Origin of the sequence: Bacillus sp. 0102A (genome assembly GCF_036765155.1) — a bacterium.
In the GTDB taxonomy this organism is placed as follows: Bacteria; Bacillota; Bacilli; order Bacillales; family Bacillaceae; genus Bacillus; species Bacillus subtilis_G.
The window spans coordinates 254,026-273,415 of record NZ_JBAIZW010000006.1 but is presented as its reverse complement, the minus strand read 5'-3'; the positions used below and the strand labels follow the sequence as shown (position 1 = coordinate 273,415).

The window sequence follows — 19,390 nt, the reverse complement described above, 5'->3', positions numbered from 1 at the left end:
GTTGAAAAGGTAAGAAAGAGGGTAAACTACTACTGTTCAATCCGAAACAGCGTGTCGAAATATTTTCCTTAGGCTTACGGCCTCAGTTGATTGTAAACGACGCGTTTCTCTAGTAGAATATGATTGCTTTATGCAAGATGAAGAGTAGGGGGATGAAATGAAATGATGCAAACCATCTTATCAAATGGAATAGCCATGGTTCTCATAATTCTCATTATTAATATTGTCTATGTGTCATTTTTTACGATAAGAATGATTTTAACGCTGAAAGGCCAGCGTTATTTAGCGGCCGGCATCAGTACGATTGAAATACTGGTTTATGTGACAGGATTGAGCCTGGTGCTCGATAACTTAGACCAGATTCAAAATGTGATTGCGTACGCGCTCGGTTACGGTCTTGGTGTCATTGTCGGCATGAAAATAGAAGAAAAATTGGCGCTTGGCTATATTATGGTCAATGTGATTACGAAGGAGCTTGATGTTGATCTTCCGAGGCAGCTCCGTGAAAAAGGCTACGGTGTGACAAACTGGGTGGTCGGCGGGCTTGAAGGCGACCGCACAGCCCTTCAGATTCTGACACCGAGAAAATATGAACTCCAGCTGTATGATACGATTAAGACAATTGATTCAAAAGCCTTTATTATTGCGTATGAACCAAAAACAATCCACGGCGGCTTCTGGGTCAAAGCGGTGAAGAAGAGGAGAATTAAAGAATAATGGCAAAGCCGAAGAAGAAAAAGTTTGAAGTGACAGAGCAGCAAACGATTGATGCTGTGCTTCAGCAAATGAAAGAAGAAGGATATTTGCCTGTGCGGCGAATGGAGGAGCCTGTTTTTATGGAGAAAAAGGAAAACGGGTCAATTCAGATCGTTCCATGCGGGAAAAAAATCGTATTTGAAGGGAAATTGATCTAAAACACGAACATTAGCAGAATGAATTTTTGTATCGTTCGATAATGTCGTTGACATTATCCATGTCCGTTGTTAAGATAAACATGAAATCAAAACACGACCTCATATAATCTTGGGAATATGGCCCATAAGTTTCTACCTGGCAACCGTAAATTGCCGGACTATGCAGGAAAGTGATCGATAAAACTGACATGGATATATCGCAGAAGCGAACGACTGACGATACATGTACCATGCCCGGTTTGTATTGCTTCCTCATAAGTGCAATGCAGAGCGGGTATTTTTTATTTTCTGAAAACAAAAGCATGAGAAGGTGGGAACAGAATGCAGCCGCTAGTAGGAATCATCATGGGAAGCACTTCCGATTGGGAGACAATGAAAAACGCATGCGACATACTTGACGAACTTAATGTTCCGTACGAAAAGAAGGTCGTTTCCGCTCACCGGACGCCTGATTTCATGTTTGAATACGCTGAAACCGCGAGAGAAAGAGGCATCAAGGTGATTATCGCCGGTGCCGGAGGAGCGGCGCATCTGCCAGGGATGACGGCGGCGAAAACAACACTGCCGGTCATCGGAGTTCCGGTTCAGTCCAAGGCGCTGAACGGAATGGATTCTCTGCTTTCCATCGTCCAAATGCCTGGAGGCGTGCCTGTTGCGACAACAGCCATAGGCAAAGCGGGCGCTGTGAACGCAGGGCTGTTAGCGGCGCAAATGTTGTCAGCTTTTGACGAGGATCTTGCCCGTAAGCTGGATGAGAGAAGAGAAAATACAAAACAGACAGTGTTAGAAAGCAGTGATCAGCTTGTCTAAACAAATCATCTATCCAGGAGCAGTGATTGGCATTATCGGCGGCGGCCAGCTTGGAAAAATGATGGCTGTGTCCGCCAAACAAATGGGGTATAAAGTCGCGGTCGTGGATCCGGTGAAAGATTCGCCATGCGGGCAGGTTGCGGATATTGAAATTACCGCTCATTACAATGACCATGAAGCGATTCGAAAATTGGCTGAAATCAGCGACATCATCACGTATGAGTTTGAAAACATCGATTATGATGCGCTGCATTGGCTAAAAGATCATGCCTATCTCCCGCAAGGAAGTGAACTGCTGCTCATTACCCAAAACCGTGAAACAGAGAAAAAAGCCATTCAAGACGCGGGCTGTGAAGTTGCTCCGTACAGCATCGTCAAAACAAAGGATGGATTGAAACAGGCGGTACAGGAGCTTGGACTTCCCGCAGTGCTGAAAACATGCCGCGGCGGATACGATGGCAAAGGCCAATTTGTGATCAAGGAAGAGGCGCAAATTGAGCAGGCTACCGCTCTTTTAGAACACGGTACTTGCATTCTCGAAAGCTGGGTTTCCTTTGAAATGGAGCTATCGGTCATCGTCGTCAGATCGATAAATGGCGAGATTTCAACCTTTCCGGCAGCTGAAAACATTCACCACAATAATATTCTTTTCCAAAGCATCGTGCCTGCACGGGTGGAGGAAGGGATTCAGAAGAAGGCTGCTCAGCTAGCTGTTAAGCTTGCAGATGAGCTTAACCTTATCGGGCCGCTCGCTGTTGAAATGTTCCTGACAGAAGACGGAGAGCTTTTGGTCAATGAACTGGCGCCAAGACCGCACAACTCAGGGCATTATACGCTGGACCTGTGCGAAACGAGCCAGTTTGAACAGCATATCAGAGCGGTATGCGGCCTTCCGCTCGGGAAAACGGATCTGCTGAAGCCGGGCATGATGGTGAATCTTCTCGGCGATGAAGTGAAACTTGTTGAGGAAGAGCCGGAGCTTATAAAAGAAGCAAAGCTCTATATATACGGAAAACATGAAATTAAAAAAGGCCGCAAAATGGGGCATATTACATTTATGAAGCAGCCTGAAGACCAATGGATTCAGGAGATTACAAATAAATGGATGAATAGAGACGGAGGACAAGCAGAATGATCGAACGTTATTCAAGACCTGAAATGTCCGCAATTTGGACGGATGAAAACAGATTTCAAGCATGGCTGGAGGTTGAGATTCTTGCCTGTGAAGCGTGGGCGGAGCTTGGCGTCATTCCGAAAGAAGACGTAAAGGTCATGCGCGCGAACGCGTCATTTGACATCAACCGCATTTTAGAAATCGAACAGGATACCCGCCATGATGTTGTCGCTTTTACACGCGCCGTTTCCGAATCACTGGGCGAAGAAAGAAAATGGGTGCACTACGGCTTAACGTCAACTGACGTTGTGGATACCGCTCTTTCTTACTTATTAAAACAGGCAAACGATATTCTGCTCAAGGACCTTGAGAGATTTGTTGACATTATAAAAGAAAAAGCGAAAGAACATAAATACACAGTGATGATGGGGCGCACACACGGCGTACACGCTGAGCCTACAACATTCGGCTTAAAACTTGCGCTTTGGCATGAGGAAATGAAACGGAATCTTGAGCGTTTCAAACAAGCGAAAGAAGGCATCGAGGTTGGAAAGATTTCCGGAGCTGTCGGCACATATGCGAACATTGACCCATTTGTTGAGCAATATGTCTGTGAGAAGCTCGGATTGAAAGCAGCACCGATTTCAACCCAAACCCTTCAGCGCGACCGCCATGCTGACTATATGGCGACACTTGCTTTGATCGCGACAAGCATCGAGAAGTTCGCTGTGGAAATTCGCGGTCTGCAAAAGAGTGAAACACGCGAAGTTGAGGAATTTTTCGCGAAAGGGCAAAAGGGTTCATCTGCAATGCCGCACAAACGCAATCCGATCGGCTCTGAAAACATGACAGGCATTGCGCGCGTCATCCGCGGCTACATGCTGACGGCTTACGAAAATGTTCCATTATGGCATGAGCGCGATATTTCTCATTCTTCAGCAGAACGGATTATTCTTCCGGATGCGACAATCGCGCTGAACTACATGCTGAACCGCTTCTCCAACATCGTGAAGAACTTAACGGTCTTCCCGGAAAACATGAAGCGCAACATGGACCGCACACTCGGCCTTATTTACTCTCAGCGTGTACTGCTTGCTTTGATCGACACAGGCCTGACTCGTGAAGAAGCCTATGATACAGTACAGCCGAAAGCAATGGAAGCGTGGGAAAAACAAGTGCCGTTCCGTGAGCTTGTGGAAGCGGAAGAGAAAATCACGTCCCGTCTTTCTCCAGAAAAAATGGCTGACTGTTTTGATTACAACTACCATCTGAAAAATGTTGATCTGATCTTTGAACGTTTAGGTTTAGCATAGAAGAAGCTTTTAGGCGGCTTCTTCTATGCCGCCGTGATTTGAAAATTCCCAAGATTCGGATTAGGAGGCCTTCCGTGAATATTGTGAAGAATGAACTTTTATACGAAGGAAAAGCAAAAAAGATCTACAAAACCGATGACGAAAACACGTTGTATGTCGTGTATAAAGACTCCGCCACTGCTTTTAACGGCGAGAAAAAAGCAGAAATCAGCGGCAAAGGACGCTTAAATAACGAGATTTCAAGCCTGATTTTCAAACATCTTCACGCTAAAGGCATTAACAACCACTTTATCGAGCGCATGTCGGAAACGGAGCAGCTCATTAAAAAGGTAACGATTGTGCCGCTTGAAGTCGTCGTCAGAAATGTTGTGGCAGGAAGCATGTCTAAACGTCTCGGCATTCCAGAAGGCACCGAGCTTGAACAGCCGATTATCGAGTTTTACTACAAGGATGACGCGCTGGGTGATCCGCTCATCACGGAAGATCATATTTGGCTCTTGAAAGCGGCAACTCCTGAGCAGGTAGAAAACATTAAGTCCATTACAAAAACAGTAAATGAAGAGCTTCAAACCATTTTTGCCGATTGTCACGTCAGATTAATAGATTTTAAGCTTGAATTCGGTTTAGATCCAGACGGACAAGTGCTTTTGGCCGATGAAATTTCACCAGACACATGCCGCTTGTGGGATAAAAACACGAACGAAAAGCTGGACAAAGATTTATTCAGACGCAATCTTGGAAGCTTAACCGACGCATATGAAGAGATTTTCAAAAGACTGGGAGGCATTCATCATGTATAAAGTAAAAGTTTATGTCAGCTTAAAAGAAAGTGTACTAGATCCACAAGGGAGCGCTGTCCAGCATGCCTTGCACAGTATGACTTACAACGAAGTTCAAGATGTGCGCATTGGGAAATATATGGAGCTTACGATCGAAAAATCTGATCGTGATCTTGACGTGCTAGTGAAAGAAATGTGCGAAAAACTTCTTGCGAATACAGTGATTGAAGATTACAGATATGAAGTTGAGGAGGTAGTCGCACAGTGAAATTTGCGGTGATTGTGTTACCTGGCTCCAACTGTGATATCGATATGTATCATGCTGTAAAGGATGAGCTCGGCCATGAAGCGGAATACGTCTGGCATGAGGAAACAAGCCTTGACGGCTTCGATGGCGTATTAATTCCGGGAGGATTTTCTTACGGCGATTATTTGAGATGCGGGGCTATTGCCCGATTTGCGAATATTATGCCAGCTGTCAAACAGGCGGCGGCTGAAGGAAAACCAGTTCTAGGCGTTTGTAATGGATTCCAAATTTTACAGGAGCTTGGCCTTCTGCCAGGCGCAATGAGACGCAACAAAGATTTGAAGTTCATTTGCCGGCCGGCTGAATTAATTGTTCAGAACGACGAAACATTATTCACATCTTCCTACGAAAAGGGCCAATCGATTACAATCCCGATTGCCCATGGAGAAGGGAACTTCTACTGTGATGACGACACGCTTGCTTCATTGAAAGAAAACAACCAAATTGCTTTCACATACGGCTCCAATATTAACGGAAGTGTCAGCGGCATTGCCGGTGTCGTGAATGAGAAAGGCAACGTATTAGGCATGATGCCTCACCCTGAGCGCGCGGTCGATGAACTGCTTGGAAGCGCCGACGGTCTAAAATTATTTCAGTCTATCGTGAAAAATTGGAGGGAAACTCATGTCACTACTGCTTGAACCAAGTAAAGAACAAATAAAAGAAGAGAAAATGTATCAGCAAATGGGTGTCAGTGATGATGAGTTTGCATTGATTGAATCCATTCTTGGCAGATTGCCGAACTACACAGAAATCGGAATTTTTTCTGTCATGTGGTCAGAGCATTGCAGCTACAAAAACTCTAAGCCGATTCTGCGTAAATTCCCGACAAGCGGCGAGCGCGTGCTGCAAGGTCCGGGGGAAGGCGCCGGAATCGTTGATATCGGTGACAACCAAGCGGTTGTGTTCAAAATTGAATCACATAACCACCCATCAGCTCTCGAGCCTTATCAAGGTGCTGCGACTGGCGTAGGCGGCATTATCCGTGACGTATTCTCAATGGGTGCCCGTCCAATCGCTGTATTGAACTCTCTTCGATTTGGTGAACTGACTTCACCGCGTGTGAAGTACTTGTTTGAAGAAGTAGTAGCGGGTATCGCGGGGTACGGCAACTGTATCGGCATCCCGACAGTCGGCGGAGAAGTGCAGTTTGACAGCAGCTATGAAGGAAATCCGCTCGTCAACGCAATGTGCGTCGGTTTAATTAATCATGAAGACATTAAAAAAGGCCAGGCGAAGGGTGTCGGCAACACAGTGATGTACGTAGGAGCGAAAACAGGGCGTGACGGAATCCACGGCGCTACGTTTGCTTCGGAAGAAATGTCTGATTCGTCTGAAGACAAGCGCTCTGCCGTTCAAGTCGGCGATCCGTTTATGGAAAAGCTTTTGCTTGAAGCATGTCTGGAAGTCATCCAATGTGATGCGTTAGTCGGCATTCAGGATATGGGAGCTGCCGGTTTAACAAGCTCAAGCGCGGAAATGGCAAGTAAAGCCGGCTCTGGCATTGAGATGAATCTTGACCTGATTCCTCAGCGTGAAACAGGTATGACTGCATATGAAATGATGCTTTCTGAATCACAGGAGCGGATGCTTTTGGTCATCGAGCGCGGACGTGAGCAGGAGATCATCGATATTTTTGACAAGTACGATCTTGAAGCGGTTTCTGTCGGACGTGTAACAGACGATAAGATGCTTCGCCTCACACACAAAGGTGAGATTGTGTGCGAGCTGCCCGTTGATGCCTTGGCAGAAGAAGCGCCGGTTTACCATAAGCCTTCTCAAGAGCCTGCTTACTACCGCGAGTTTTTAGAGACGGATGTTCCGGCTCCGCAAATTAAAAATGCGAATGAAACACTGAAGGCACTCCTGCAGCAGCCGACGATCGCAAGCAAAGAGTGGGTTTACGATCAATATGACTACATGGTGCGGACGAACACAGTTGTCGCTCCTGGATCTGACGCAGGTGTTCTCAGAATTCGCGGAACGAAAAAGGCGCTGGCGATGACGACAGACTGTAACGCGCGCTATCTCTATCTTGATCCTGAAGTCGGCGGAAAAATTGCTGTCGCTGAAGCGGCGCGCAACATCATTTGCTCAGGTGCAGAGCCGCTTGCGGTCACAGATAACCTTAACTTCGGAAACCCGGAGAAACCGGAAATCTTCTGGCAGATCGAAAAAGCGGCTGACGGCATCAGCGAGGCGTGCAATGTTCTCAGCACACCGGTTATCGGCGGAAACGTATCGCTTTATAACGAATCAAACGGCACGGCGATTTACCCGACACCTGTTATCGGCATGGTCGGCTTAATTGAAGATACAGCCCACATTACAACACAGCATTTCAAACAAGCGGGTGACCTCGTCTACGTGATCGGTGAAACAAAACCTGAGTTTGCGGGAAGCGAGCTGCAAAAAATGACAGAAGGCAGCATTTACGGAAAAGCGCCGCAAATCGATCTTGATGTAGAGCTGTCACGCCAAAAAGCATTGCTTGACGCGATTAAAAAAGGCTTTGTTCAATCCGCGCATGATGTGTCTGAAGGCGGTTTAGGCGTAGCGATTGCAGAAAGTGTCATGACGACGGAAAACCTTGGCGCGAACGTGACTGTAGAAGGGGAAGCGGCGTTATTATTCTCTGAATCTCAATCCCGCTTTGTCGTTTCTGTGAAAAAAGAACATCAAGCAGCGTTTGAAGCGACTGTAAAAGATGCCGTTCATATCGGTGAGGTAACAGCGGACGGACTTCTGACGATTCAAAACCAAGACGGACAACAATTGATTCATGCGCAAACGAATGATCTTGAACGCGCATGGAAAGGAGCTATCCCATGCTTGCTGAAATCAAAGGCTTAAATGAAGAGTGCGGCGTATTTGGGATTTGGGGACATGAAGAAGCTCCACAAATCACGTATTACGGTCTCCACAGCCTCCAGCACCGAGGACAGGAGGGCGCTGGCATTGTGGCGACAGACGGTGAAAAACTGACGGCGCACAAAGGCCAAGGGCTGATCACTGAAGTATTTCAAAATGGCGAGCTCAGCAAAGTAAAAGGAAAAGGCGCAATCGGGCACGTTCGGTACGCAACGGCTGGAGGCGGCGGATACGAAAATGTTCAGCCGCTCCTCTTCCGTTCCCAAAATAACGGAAGCCTGGCGCTTGCCCATAACGGAAACCTAGTTAATGCCACTCAGCTGAAGCAGCAGCTCGAAAATCAAGGGAGTATCTTTCAGACCTCTTCGGACACAGAGGTTTTGGCTCACCTGATCAAAAGAAGCGGCCACTTCACGCTGAAGGATCAAATGAAAAACTCGCTTTCCATGCTGAAAGGGGCCTACGCATTCCTGATCATGACCGAAACAGAAATGATCGTCGCGCTCGACCCGAATGGGCTCAGACCGCTTTCAATCGGCATGCTGGGCGACGCTTATGTCGTCGCATCAGAAACGTGCGCATTTGATGTGGTCGGCGCAACGTACCTTCGTGAGGTAGAACCGGGCGAAATGCTGATCATCAATGATGAAGGCATGAAATCAGAGCGTTTTTCCATGAATATCAACCGTTCCATTTGCAGCATGGAGTACATTTATTTCTCAAGGCCTGACAGCAATATTGAAGGGATTAACGTGCACAGTGCGCGTAAAAACCTTGGGAAAATGCTTGCTCAGGAATCCGCAGTTGAAGCCGATGTCGTAACAGGGGTTCCGGATTCCAGTATTTCAGCGGCGATCGGCTATGCAGAAGCAACAGGCATCCCGTACGAGCTCGGCTTAATCAAAAACCGTTATGTCGGCAGAACGTTTATTCAGCCGTCTCAGGCTCTTCGTGAGCAAGGCGTCAGAATGAAGCTTTCTGCTGTGCGCGGGGTTGTGGAAGGCAAACGCGTCGTTATGGTAGATGACTCGATCGTGCGCGGAACAACAAGCCGCCGGATTGTCACGATGCTCAGAGAAGCGGGTGCGACAGAAGTGCATGTGAAAATCAGTTCACCGCCAATCGCTCATCCGTGCTTTTACGGCATTGATACTTCCACTCACGAAGAACTGATCGCGTCTTCCCATTCAGTTGAAGAAATCCGTCAGGAAATCGGAGCCGACACTCTCTCATTTTTGAGTGTGGAAGGGCTGCTGAAAGGCATCGGCAGAGAATACGATGACTCTAATTGCGGACAGTGTCTCGCTTGCTTTACAGGAAAATATCCGACTGAAATTTACCAGGATACAGTGCTTCCTCATGTAAAAGAAGCGGTATTAACCAAATAAACCTTGAAAATGACATAAAGGCAGCGCAGTTCGGCTGCCTTCTCTTTCTGCCCTCGTTCGGGGAGATATTTTGAAAAGCGCCTAAAAGGAGTGAATAGGATGTCTGAAGCATATAAAAACGCAGGAGTTGACATCGAAGCCGGATATGAAGCTGTAAAACGAATGAAAAAACATGTGGAGCGTACAAAACGGCTTGGCGTTATGGGCAGCCTTGGCGGTTTTGGCGGCATGTTTGACCTGTCTGAGCTTTCTTATCAAAAACCGGTTTTAATTTCGGGAACAGACGGTGTCGGCACAAAATTAAAGCTCGCTTTTTCTATGGATAAGCACGACACGATTGGCGTTGACGCTGTTGCGATGTGTGTCAATGACGTGCTGGCACAAGGTGCAGAACCGCTGTTTTTCCTCGATTATTTAGCGGTCGGCAAAGCGGATCCTGTGAAAATTGAGCAGATCGTACAAGGTGTGGCGGACGGCTGTGAGCAGTCAGGTTCAGCCCTAGTTGGCGGCGAAACGGCTGAAATGCCGGGACTATATACAGCTGATGAATACGATATTGCCGGTTTCTCAGTCGGAGTGGTTGAAAAGGACGAAATCGTGACTGGTGAAAACATCGAGGAGGGCCATCTTTTGATCGGCCTCAGCTCGAGCGGCCTTCACAGCAACGGATTTTCCCTTGTGAGAAAAGTGCTTCTAGATGATGCGGAGCTGGATCTTGATAAAACATACGAACCGTTTGACCGCCGACTTGGCGAGGAGCTGCTTGAACCGACAAGAATTTACGTGAAGCCTGTGCTTGCCGCGGTGAAGAGCGGGAAAGTCGACGGCATGGCTCACGTAACAGGCGGAGGGTTTATCGAAAATATCCCGCGCATGCTTCCAGAAGGCTTAAGTGCGGAAATCGATCACGGCTCATGGCCGATCCCGCCGATTTTCTCTTTCCTGCAAGAGTACGGCAAGCTGAAGGAAGAAGACATGTTCAACGTCTTTAATATGGGCATCGGCTTTGTTTTGGCAGTCAAAGAAGAGCATCTGACAGATGTGATCGAAACGCTTGAAAGCCATGGCGAAAAAGCCTATTTGATCGGGCGTGTGAAACAAGGCGAAGGCGTCACATTCGGTGGTGCGGCACTTTCATGAAAAAAATTGCGGTATTTGCATCCGGAAACGGTTCAAACTTCGAAGCCATCGTCACGCGTTTGAAAGAGGAGAACTGGGATGCGTCCGTATCGCTTCTCGTTTGCGACAAACCGCAGGCGAAAGTCATCGAACGGGCGGAAACGTTCCATATTCCATCCTTTGCATTTGAACCGAAGTCTTATGAAAACAAGGCCGCATTTGAACGGGCCATTATTGAACAGCTTCACCTTCATAACGTTGAATTGATTGTTCTCGCCGGCTATATGAGGCTGATCGGTGACACGCTGCTTCAGGCATACGGAGGAAAAATCATTAACATTCACCCGTCGCTCCTTCCGGCGTTCCCCGGAATCGACGCAGTCGGGCAGGCGTACCGCGCGGGTGTGAAGGTTGCCGGAATCACCGTGCATTATGTCGATGAAGGAATGGATACAGGCCCGATCATCGCTCAAAAGGCAATCGAAATTAACGAACATGATACATTGGAAACAATCGAACAGCGGATTCACAAACTTGAGCATAAATGGTATCCCAGTGTGATTAAACAGCTATTAGGATTAAATAACAGAGGTGAAAAGGCATGACTATTAAACGTGCATTAATCAGTGTTTCAGATAAAACAAATCTCGTTCCTTTCGTAAAAGAACTGACAGAGCTTGGCGTTGAAGTCATTTCAACAGGCGGAACGAAAAGGCTTCTTCAAGAAAACGGTGTGAATGTCATCGGAATTTCTGAAGTGACAGGCTTTCCTGAAATTATGGACGGGCGGCTTAAAACACTTCATCCGAATATTCACGGCGGCCTTCTGGCGGTTCGCGGCAATGAAGAGCATATGGCGCAGATCAATGAACACGGGATTCAGCCGATTGACCTCGTTGTCGTCAACCTCTATCCATTTAAAGAAACGATTTCTAAAGCAGATGTCACATATGAAGAAGCGATCGAAAATATCGACATCGGCGGCCCGGGCATGCTGCGTGCGGCATCAAAAAACCATCAGGATGTGACGGTTATCGTCGATCCGGCGGATTACAGCCCAGTGCTGAATCAAATCAAAGAAGAAGGCGGCGTATCACTTCAGAAAAAACGCGAGCTGGCGGCAAAAGTATTCCGTCATACTGCGGCGTATGATGCACTGATCGCTGACTATCTGACAGATGTTGTCGGTGAAAAAGAACCAGAGCAATTCACTGTGACATTTGAGAAAAAACAATCACTTCGCTACGGAGAAAACCCGCATCAGGAAGCGACATTCTATCAAACAGCTCTTCCTGTCAAAGGCTCCATTGCGCAAGCAGAACAGCTTCACGGAAAAGAGCTTTCTTACAACAACATTAAAGACGCGGACGCGGCAGTTCAAATCGTCCGTGAATTCACTGAGCCGGCTGCGGTTGCCGTCAAGCATATGAATCCGTGCGGCGTAGGAACTGGAAAAACGATCGCAGAAGCGTTTGACAGAGCGTTTGAAGCGGATAAAACTTCTATCTTCGGCGGCATTATCGCGCTGAACCGGGAAGTGGACAAGGCAACTGCCGAAGAGCTTCACAACATTTTCTTAGAAATCATCATTGCACCTTCATTCAGCCAAGAAGCGCTTGATATCCTGACTGCGAAGAAAAATCTTCGTCTGCTGACACTTGATGTGACAGCTGCTGCTCAAAAGGAAAAACAGCTGACATCCGTTCAAGGCGGGCTGCTGATTCAAGATTTGGATATGCACGGCTTTGATGATGCTGAGATCAGCGTTCCGACAAAAAGAGAGCCGAACGAGCAAGAGTGGGAAGACTTGAAGCTTGCTTGGAAAGTCGTCAAGCATGTGAAATCAAATGCGATCGTTCTCGCGAAGGACAACATGACAGTCGGCGTGGGAGCAGGCCAAATGAACCGCGTCGGATCAGCAAAAATTGCCATTGAGCAAGCAGGTGAAAAAGCGAAAGGCAGCGCGCTCGGATCTGATGCATTTTTCCCAATGCCTGATACTGTCGAAGAAGCGGCAAAAGCGGGTGTAACGGCTATTATTCAGCCTGGAGGATCTGTACGTGATGAGGATTCCATCAAAAAAGCGGATGAGTACGGCATTGCCATGGTATTCACCGGCATCAGACACTTCAAACATTAAGGGGATGAAAACGACGTGAATGTATTCATTATCGGTAAAGGCGGAAGAGAACATACGCTGGCATGGAAGGCGGCGCAAAGCAGTCTCGTAGAGAAGGTATTTGCCGCTCCAGGAAATGCCGGTATGGCTGATTCCGCACAGCTTGTAAACATTGAGGAAAGCGATCACGCCGGGCTTGTCTCGTTTGCAAAAGAGAATCAGGTCGGCCTGACCATCGTTGGCCCCGAGGTTCCTTTAATAGAAGGTTTGGTGAATGAATTCGAAAAGGCCGGTCTGCGTGTGTTCGGTCCGTCAAAAGCCGCTGCGATCATCGAAGGCAGCAAACAGTTCGCTAAGGATTTAATGAAGAAATACGACATTCCGACCGCAGAATACGACACGTTCACATCCTTTGAAGAGGCAAAGGCATATGTGCAGGAAAAAGGCGCTCCGATTGTCATAAAAGCAGATGGACTTGCGGCTGGAAAAGGCGTAACCGTTGCTATGACAGAGGAAGAAGCGATTGCATGTCTGCATGATTTTCTTGAGGATGAAAAATTCGGTGATGCGAGCGCGTCTGTTGTCATTGAAGAATTTCTTTCCGGCGAAGAATTTTCTCTGATGGCATTCGTCAAAGGAGAAAAGGTGTATCCAATGGTGATTGCCCAAGATCACAAGCGGGCGTTTGACGGAGACAAAGGCCCGAATACGGGCGGAATGGGCGCTTACTCTCCAGTTCCGCAAATTTCAGAAGAAACCGTCCGCCATGCGGTGGAAACGATCGTCAAGCCGACTGCAAAAGCAATGGTACAAGAAGGCCGTTCCTTCACAGGCGTTTTGTACGCAGGATTGATGCTCACTGAAAACGGCTCAAAAGTCATCGAATTTAATGCCCGTTTTGGCGACCCGGAAACACAGGTCGTGCTTCCGCGCATGGAATCTGATCTGGTACAGGTGCTTCTTGATCTTTTAGAAGATAAAGAAGTCGACTTGAAATGGAAGGATACCGCGGCAGTGAGTGTGGTGCTTGCTTCAGAAGGGTACCCAGAAAGCTATGCAAAGGGCACGCCGATCGGCATCCTTGCAGCGGAAACTGATCAGGTTGTGGTCTTTCATGCCGGAACGAAAGCAGAAGGCGGAGAGTTCATCACAAACGGCGGCCGCGTCGCCAATGTGACGGCTTTTGATGAAACATTTGAAGCGGCGAGAGACCGAGTGTACAAAGCCGTTGATGAGATCATCAAGCCGGGACTCTTTTTCAGAAAAGACATTGGGGCACGCGCTTTAAAGGCTGCCCAAAAATAAAGTGAAGAAAACCCGCAGAGGTTGAACTGCGGGTTTTTTGTTATACAAAAGCGGGATGGTGAGCGGAAGAAGAAAGTACAACCAGCGTAGTCGGTTTTCCGTGGGCCATCGAGGCGTCAATAAAATCTTCAAGCGTATGTACCGATTCTGTCACCACTTTTGTCACATAACTGTATATGCCTGTGATGCGGTGGTTTTCTGTCACATCCGGGTGCGCTGTGGCAAAGGCGGCGTAGTGTTTACAGCTTTTCGGTTCCATCAGGATAAAAGCCGTAACATGCTTGTTTAGTTTTTCGTAACAAATATTCGCGCTGTAGCCGGTAATCACTCCTTTGTCTTCCAGCTTCCTGACACGTTCCGCCGCGCTGGGTGAGCTGAGTCCGACAAGCTTTCCCAGCTCAACCATCGTTAATCTGCCATTTCGCTGCAAATGCGAGAGGATGTGAAGGTCTGTATCGTCCATTTGTCTGGCTCCTTTACATGTTTAAGAGAATTCGTGAAAATTCCTTTTATCATAAGGTGATGCTGTCGATTTAACTTAATTGTAGCATATGGATGCCGTCTTATTTTTCCTATAATAAAGCCATCAACGGGAGAGGAGGCATCATGTTGCCAGAATTGCAGCGTTCGATTACTTGGATACAAGGGACGGCATTAACGATTGGGGCCGTTTTAGGCTGCGGGATATTAATTCTGCCGTCTGTCACAGCTGACGCAGCCGGTCCTGCTTCTTTATTTGTTTGGGTGTTCATGTCTTTCTTATCATTTCTTCTTGTCGGCACGCTGGCCCGGCTTGTGAAAATAGCGCCTAGCGCGGGAGGAATCACGGCTTATGTGCAGTTGGCTTTTCAGAAAAAAGCCGGAACGGTTTTGGGCTGGATCATGTTAGGGTCCGTTCCGATCGGTGTTCCTGTCATCGCTTTGACTGGCGCGCATTACGTCAGTTACGTCACAGAGGCTTCGGATTGGCAGATTACATTGATTGCAGGTTGTATGTTGGGTGTCTCCATTTTGCTTCATATGAAAGGCATTCAACTATCCGCTAATATCAGTACACTCGTTATTTGTGTCATCGTATTTCTGCTTGTCACTTCGATTGCCGTGTCATTTCCTCACGTCAAAGTAGCAGAATTCAAACCGTTTCTTCCGCATGGCTGGTCTGCCGCAGGGTCTGTTTCTGTAATGATTTTTTTCTCTTTTGTAGGCTGGGAAATGATTACCCCATTGGCTGAAGAGTTTACACATCCTGAAAAAGATGTCCCGCTCAGCTTGTTTTTAGCGGCAACTTGTGTGGCAGGGCTTTATATCATGCTGTCGTTTGTGACGATAGGGACTCATTCATATGGAGTGAATGGAGAAATCGCATCGCTTGCCATGCTCATATCAAAAGGAGTCGGTGAAGGCGGAGTATATGTAACGGTGTGTTTAGCACTGTTTATCACATTCGCCACCATTCATGCTAATATTGCGGGTTTTTCCAGAATGGTGTATGCATTGGCGAGAGAGGGGCACATTCCCGTATATTTCGGGAAACTCAGTGAGACAAAACTTACGCCTATCCGTGTATTAACAGCGCTGGCCGCAGTGTTTGGCTTCGTGCTTGCGGCATATGGCCTGTTTAAAACCGATTTAACAACACTGTTAAAAGGGCCGAGTGCGGCATTCATCGCATCTTACATATGTACAATGGCGGCAGCGCTAAAACTGTTGAGCTGGAGAGATTCAGGCTGGTGGATGGCGTTAGGGGCTTTTGCGGCGTGCGCAGTGATTTACTCATTCAGCGGCTGGGCAGTCCTTTTTCCAGCAGCACTGGCAGCCGCAGGGTATCTCTATATGAAGACAAAGAAATGTCATGAGAAAAAGCCTGATCACGTTTCGTGATCAAGCTTTTTTCGTTCACCTGTCTTGATGCTCTTGTTCGTTATGACCGGAAGCGCTGTTTTGAAGCATGTAGGTCACAGGGCAGAAGCGCAGGATTCCCGATCCTGCTTTCATGGCCCCCATAAAGATGTAAAAGAGGTGCATTCTGCACCAAGGCTTTTTCGTAAACTTTGCGCTGGCGGCTGACATAATCGTCAGTCCGCAGGCGATTCTAAAGACGGCATTGATAAGACTGATGTTTGGCTTCATGGTAACCCGCTCCTTTTTACTAAATATTTTTTGATTGAACCTTCAAAAATTTGTAACGTTTTTATCGTGCGTGATGAGGAAGGATGTGATAACATGAGTCTAATACATGTAAAGGAGAGTATGTGAATGTCCGAACGCACCTTTAACTGGAAAAACAAAGACATCAGGGCACAGGTTGATGTTGTAGACTCAAAGCTGCTTCCAACGCTCCTTTTACGGAATGCTCTCGTCTTAAATCCATATGTAAAACAATGGCTGAAAAAAAACATTTGGATTTATCAGGACCGCATTGTTTATGTGGGTCATGAACTTCCGAATAGAGCCGAAGAAATTCATACAATTGATTGTGAAGGAAAATACATTGTGCCAGGCTATATCGAACCGCACGCACATCCTTTTCAAATATATAATCCCCAAACGCTGGCGGAATATGTGTCTCAATACGGAACAACGACATTTGTGAATGATAACTTATTTTTGCTTTTACAAAGTGGAAAAAAGAAAGCGCTTACTATTTTAAATGAACTCAAAAAGCAGCCTGTTCAATATTTTTGGTGGTCACGTTATGACCTCCAAACCGAGGTTCTGAACGAGGATCACGTTCTTCCGTTTGATGTCAGAAAGCAGTGGATTGAACATCCGGATGTGATTCAAGGCGGAGAAATGACCGGATGGCCGCGTTTGGTAGATGGTGATGATTTAATGCTTCACTGCATGCAAGCTACAAAGAAGCAGAGAAAACGCATTGAAGGGCATTTTCCCGGCGCTTCAAATAAAACGCTTACAAAGATGAAGCTGTTCGGAGCGGATTGTGATCATGAAGCGATGACAGGTGATGAAGTGATGAGAAGGCTGGAACTGGGCTACTATGTTTCCCTTCGGAACTCTTCCATTCGCCCTGATGTAAGAAAAATCTTGCGGGAGCTGCATGAGAAGGGTTTCCGCTATTATGACCATTTCTTTTACACGACAGACGGCGCGACGCCTAATTTCTATAAAAGCGGTATGACAAACGAGCTGATCCGCATCGCGTTAGAAGAAGGAGTCCCGGCAATCGACGCCTACAATATGGCATCATTTAATATTGCAAAGTATTATCAAATGGATGATTATTTAGGAGTTGTCGGACCGGGAAGGCTGGCATCGCTGAACGTACTAGAAGATCCGTTAAATCCCAATCCCGTGACCGTTCTCTCAAAAGGGGCCATCCTTCGTGAAGATGGCTGTGATTTGAAGGCGTTTACAAAGACGGGCTGGAGCAAAGGCGGTCTTGTCCCGCTTGAGCTTTCATATGATATGACGATGGATGATTTACAGTTTTCCATGCCGATGGGCGTGAAAATGCGGAATGCGGTCATTATGGAGCCGTATATGATTGAGATCGACAATTCGATGGAACAGCTCTCGTTTGACCATGATGAAAGTTATTTGACGATGCTTGACAGACATGGGAAATGGCGTGTCAATACGATGATAAAAGGCTTTGCCTCAAGCGTGCAGGGATTTGTGAGCTCCTTTACGACGACAGGTGATATTATCGCGATCGGAAAAAATAAAGCGGATATGCTGCTCGCTTTCGCTCGCATGAAAGAGATCGGAGGAGGAATCGTTCTTGCGGAAAACGGGAACATTCTGCATGAAATTCCGCTTGCGCTGTGCGGCTGCGCCTCTTCGGAAGCGTATGAAGACGTGCTGGAGAAGGAACAAAAGCTGAAAGATCTTTTGACTGAAAGAGGTTACGAGTTTTGTGATCCCGTCTATACGCTGCTCTTTTTGCAAAGTACGCACCTTCCGTATATACGCATTACGCCTAGAGGAATCTTCGACGTCATGAAAAAAACTGTACTCTTTCCATCGATAATGCGTTAAAATATAAAAGAGCGGGGAGCCGACATATGAAAAAATGGATGACAGTTTGCGTGCTGTGTATCGTGTTTTTTCTGCTGGTATCCTGCCAGCAGAAGGATGCTGTCCCGGATTCTGCAAAGAAGCCGAAAGCTCCTTTGACAGGACTGGAGACGGAACAGAAGGTGACTGAACGCCGGCCTGTTGCTGTTATGGTGAATAATCACCCGAAGGCGAGGCCGCAGTCAGGACTGTCTAAAGCCGATATTGTCATAGAAGCGCTTGCCGAAGGGCAAATCACGAGATTTCTGGCCATTTTCCAAAGCCAGATGCCCGAAACTGTCGGGCCTGTGCGGAGCGCGCGGGAATATTTCGTCACTCTCAGCAATGGCTTTGACAGCATATTTGTCCATCACGGCTGGAGTCCCGGCGCCAAAGAGCAGCTGGAATCCGGAGCTGCCGATTATATGAACGGATTGGATTTTGACGGAAGCTTATTTTGGAGAGCTGATTTCAGCAAACCGCCCCACAATTCCTACACGTCTTATGATTACATAAAAAAGGCGGCGGAGCAAATGGGATATGAGCTGAAGCAGAAAACAGATCCGCTGCTGTTTCAAACATCAGAAGCAAAACCTGCAAATGACTTTTACAATGTTCGGGTAGATTATGGAACAAAGAACGTTACGAATCTTGTCGAATACAACTATGATAAAAAAGCCGAAGCTTATACAAGAAGCTCTGATGGTGTCATTACGACAGACCGGGAAACCGGAAAGCCGGTTGCAATGCAGAATATTTTCATTGTTGAAGCGAGCCATCATATTATTGATCAAGATGGAAGGCGGGACATCGATCTAGAATCAGGGGGGAAAGGTCTGTTGTTTCAGCGCGGAAACGTTATTGAAACAGACTGGAAACAAGTAAACGGCAGAATTGTGCCGGTAAAAGACGGCAAATGGCTGCCGCTTGTGCCCGGAAAAACTTGGATCAATATCGTGCCTGATCTCGATGCGGCTTCCATTAGTAAAGGAGAAGGTGTGTAACGATGCAAATCGATAAATTACGCGGCAAAGAGCTGGACCAGTTATTCAACTCGATCTTATCGCTGAAAGACCTGGAGGAATGTTACCGGTTCTTCGATGATCTTTGCACAATTAACGAAATTCAATCGCTGGCTCAGCGCCTAGAAGTGGCGCGCATGCTTCGCGAAGGTAACACGTATCATAAGATTGAAACAGAAACAGGTGCTTCCACGGCTACGATTTCCCGTGTGAAACGCTGCTTAAATTACGGAAATGACGCTTATGAAATGGCGCTTGACCGTGTGAAGGAGACGGAAACAGGGTCTTCTTCGAAATAACAAAGAGCCGCCC

General features: G+C 47.1%; 20 protein-coding genes and 1 riboswitch. Of the genes, 18 read left to right on the top strand and 2 right to left on the bottom strand.

Annotated features, from left to right (window positions below; genetic code table 11):
• Positions 1-162: 162 nt before the first annotated feature.
• The 14 genes from V6D41_RS15415 (at position 163) to purD (ending at position 14,039) form a co-directional block, all read left to right on the top strand.
• Positions 163-717, top strand: coding sequence for a DUF2179 domain-containing protein (locus tag V6D41_RS15415; RefSeq protein ID WP_333518800.1), 555 nt, complete (start codon positions 163-165; stop codon positions 715-717).
• Positions 717-914 carry an NETI motif-containing protein gene (locus V6D41_RS15410; RefSeq protein WP_148963482.1) on the top strand — a complete coding sequence of 66 codons (198 nt, stop codon included), beginning with the start codon at positions 717-719 and terminating at the stop codon, positions 912-914. The genes V6D41_RS15415 and V6D41_RS15410 overlap by 1 nt, the downstream gene beginning before the upstream one ends.
• Positions 915-993: 79 nt before the next feature.
• Positions 994-1,095: riboswitch (purine riboswitch) on the top strand.
• 140 nt (positions 1,096-1,235) lie between these two features.
• Positions 1,236-1,724 (top strand): 5-(carboxyamino)imidazole ribonucleotide mutase, encoded by a 489-nt coding sequence (gene purE / locus V6D41_RS15405; protein ID WP_087991339.1) that lies wholly within the window; start codon positions 1,236-1,238, stop codon positions 1,722-1,724.
• Positions 1,717-2,859, top strand: coding sequence for a 5-(carboxyamino)imidazole ribonucleotide synthase (gene purK, locus V6D41_RS15400; protein ID WP_333518799.1), 1,143 nt, complete (start codon positions 1,717-1,719; stop codon positions 2,857-2,859). The genes purE and purK overlap by 8 nt, the downstream gene beginning before the upstream one ends.
• Complete coding sequence (gene purB / locus V6D41_RS15395; RefSeq protein WP_333518798.1) at positions 2,856-4,151, top strand: adenylosuccinate lyase; 1,296 nt, start codon at positions 2,856-2,858, stop codon at positions 4,149-4,151. The genes purK and purB overlap by 4 nt, the downstream gene beginning before the upstream one ends.
• A 74-nt stretch (positions 4,152-4,225) precedes the next feature.
• Positions 4,226-4,951 carry a phosphoribosylaminoimidazolesuccinocarboxamide synthase gene (purC, locus tag V6D41_RS15390; RefSeq protein WP_148963485.1) on the top strand — a complete coding sequence of 242 codons (726 nt, stop codon included), beginning with the start codon at positions 4,226-4,228 and terminating at the stop codon, positions 4,949-4,951.
• Positions 4,944-5,198, top strand: coding sequence for a phosphoribosylformylglycinamidine synthase subunit PurS (gene purS, locus V6D41_RS15385; protein ID WP_003219409.1), 255 nt, complete (start codon positions 4,944-4,946; stop codon positions 5,196-5,198). The genes purC and purS overlap by 8 nt, the downstream gene beginning before the upstream one ends.
• Positions 5,195-5,878 (top strand): phosphoribosylformylglycinamidine synthase subunit PurQ, encoded by a 684-nt coding sequence (gene purQ / locus V6D41_RS15380; protein ID WP_333518797.1) that lies wholly within the window; start codon positions 5,195-5,197, stop codon positions 5,876-5,878. Before purS ends, purQ begins: the two co-directional genes overlap by 4 nt.
• Positions 5,862-8,090 carry a phosphoribosylformylglycinamidine synthase subunit PurL gene (gene purL, locus V6D41_RS15375; RefSeq protein ID WP_333518796.1) on the top strand — a complete coding sequence of 743 codons (2,229 nt, stop codon included), beginning with the start codon at positions 5,862-5,864 and terminating at the stop codon, positions 8,088-8,090. Before purQ ends, purL begins: the two co-directional genes overlap by 17 nt.
• A complete protein-coding gene (purF, locus tag V6D41_RS15370; RefSeq protein ID WP_333518795.1) occupies positions 8,066-9,496 on the top strand; it encodes an amidophosphoribosyltransferase in 1,431 nt (476 codons plus the stop codon). The genes purL and purF overlap by 25 nt, the downstream gene beginning before the upstream one ends.
• Positions 9,497-9,595: 99 nt before the next feature.
• Complete coding sequence (purM, locus tag V6D41_RS15365) at positions 9,596-10,636, top strand: phosphoribosylformylglycinamidine cyclo-ligase (RefSeq protein WP_087991346.1); 1,041 nt, start codon at positions 9,596-9,598, stop codon at positions 10,634-10,636.
• Positions 10,633-11,220, top strand: coding sequence for a phosphoribosylglycinamide formyltransferase (gene purN / locus V6D41_RS15360; RefSeq protein ID WP_333518794.1), 588 nt, complete (start codon positions 10,633-10,635; stop codon positions 11,218-11,220). The genes purM and purN overlap by 4 nt, the downstream gene beginning before the upstream one ends.
• Positions 11,217-12,755, top strand: coding sequence for a bifunctional phosphoribosylaminoimidazolecarboxamide formyltransferase/IMP cyclohydrolase (gene purH / locus V6D41_RS15355; protein ID WP_333518793.1), 1,539 nt, complete (start codon positions 11,217-11,219; stop codon positions 12,753-12,755). The genes purN and purH overlap by 4 nt, the downstream gene beginning before the upstream one ends.
• A 15-nt stretch (positions 12,756-12,770) precedes the next feature.
• Complete coding sequence (gene purD, locus V6D41_RS15350; protein WP_333518792.1) at positions 12,771-14,039, top strand: phosphoribosylamine--glycine ligase; 1,269 nt, start codon at positions 12,771-12,773, stop codon at positions 14,037-14,039.
• 40 nt (positions 14,040-14,079) lie between these two features.
• Here purD and V6D41_RS15345 read toward each other — a convergent pair whose 3' ends face one another.
• Positions 14,080-14,502 carry an Lrp/AsnC family transcriptional regulator gene (locus tag V6D41_RS15345; protein ID WP_333518791.1) on the bottom strand — a complete coding sequence of 141 codons (423 nt, stop codon included), beginning with the start codon at positions 14,500-14,502 and terminating at the stop codon, positions 14,080-14,082.
• A 143-nt stretch (positions 14,503-14,645) separates the two neighbouring features.
• Between V6D41_RS15345 and V6D41_RS15340 the strand changes: the two genes are divergently transcribed.
• Positions 14,646-15,920 (top strand): APC family permease, encoded by a 1,275-nt coding sequence (locus tag V6D41_RS15340; RefSeq protein WP_333518790.1) that lies wholly within the window; start codon positions 14,646-14,648, stop codon positions 15,918-15,920.
• 15 nt (positions 15,921-15,935) lie between these two features.
• On the opposite strand, the gene V6D41_RS15335 is transcribed toward V6D41_RS15340, so the two are convergent.
• Positions 15,936-16,169 (bottom strand): YgaP family membrane protein, encoded by a 234-nt coding sequence (locus V6D41_RS15335; RefSeq protein ID WP_087991352.1) that lies wholly within the window; start codon positions 16,167-16,169, stop codon positions 15,936-15,938.
• 126 nt (positions 16,170-16,295) lie between these two features.
• Between V6D41_RS15335 and V6D41_RS15330 the strand changes: the two genes are divergently transcribed.
• Genes V6D41_RS15330 through V6D41_RS15320 form a run of 3 tightly spaced genes read left to right on the top strand, consistent with a single transcriptional unit; the run spans position 16,296 to position 19,377 of the window.
• Complete coding sequence (locus V6D41_RS15330) at positions 16,296-18,038, top strand: adenine deaminase (RefSeq protein ID WP_333518789.1); 1,743 nt, start codon at positions 16,296-16,298, stop codon at positions 18,036-18,038.
• 26 nt (positions 18,039-18,064) lie between these two features.
• The gene (locus V6D41_RS15325) at positions 18,065-19,060 is read left to right on the top strand and encodes a DUF3048 domain-containing protein (RefSeq protein WP_333518788.1); all 996 of its coding nucleotides are present in this window, start codon (positions 18,065-18,067) and stop codon (positions 19,058-19,060) included.
• Positions 19,061-19,062: 2 nt separating this feature from the next.
• Positions 19,063-19,377 carry a YerC/YecD family TrpR-related protein gene (locus V6D41_RS15320; protein WP_148963497.1) on the top strand — a complete coding sequence of 105 codons (315 nt, stop codon included), beginning with the start codon at positions 19,063-19,065 and terminating at the stop codon, positions 19,375-19,377.
• The last annotated feature ends 13 nt before the right edge of the window (positions 19,378-19,390 follow it).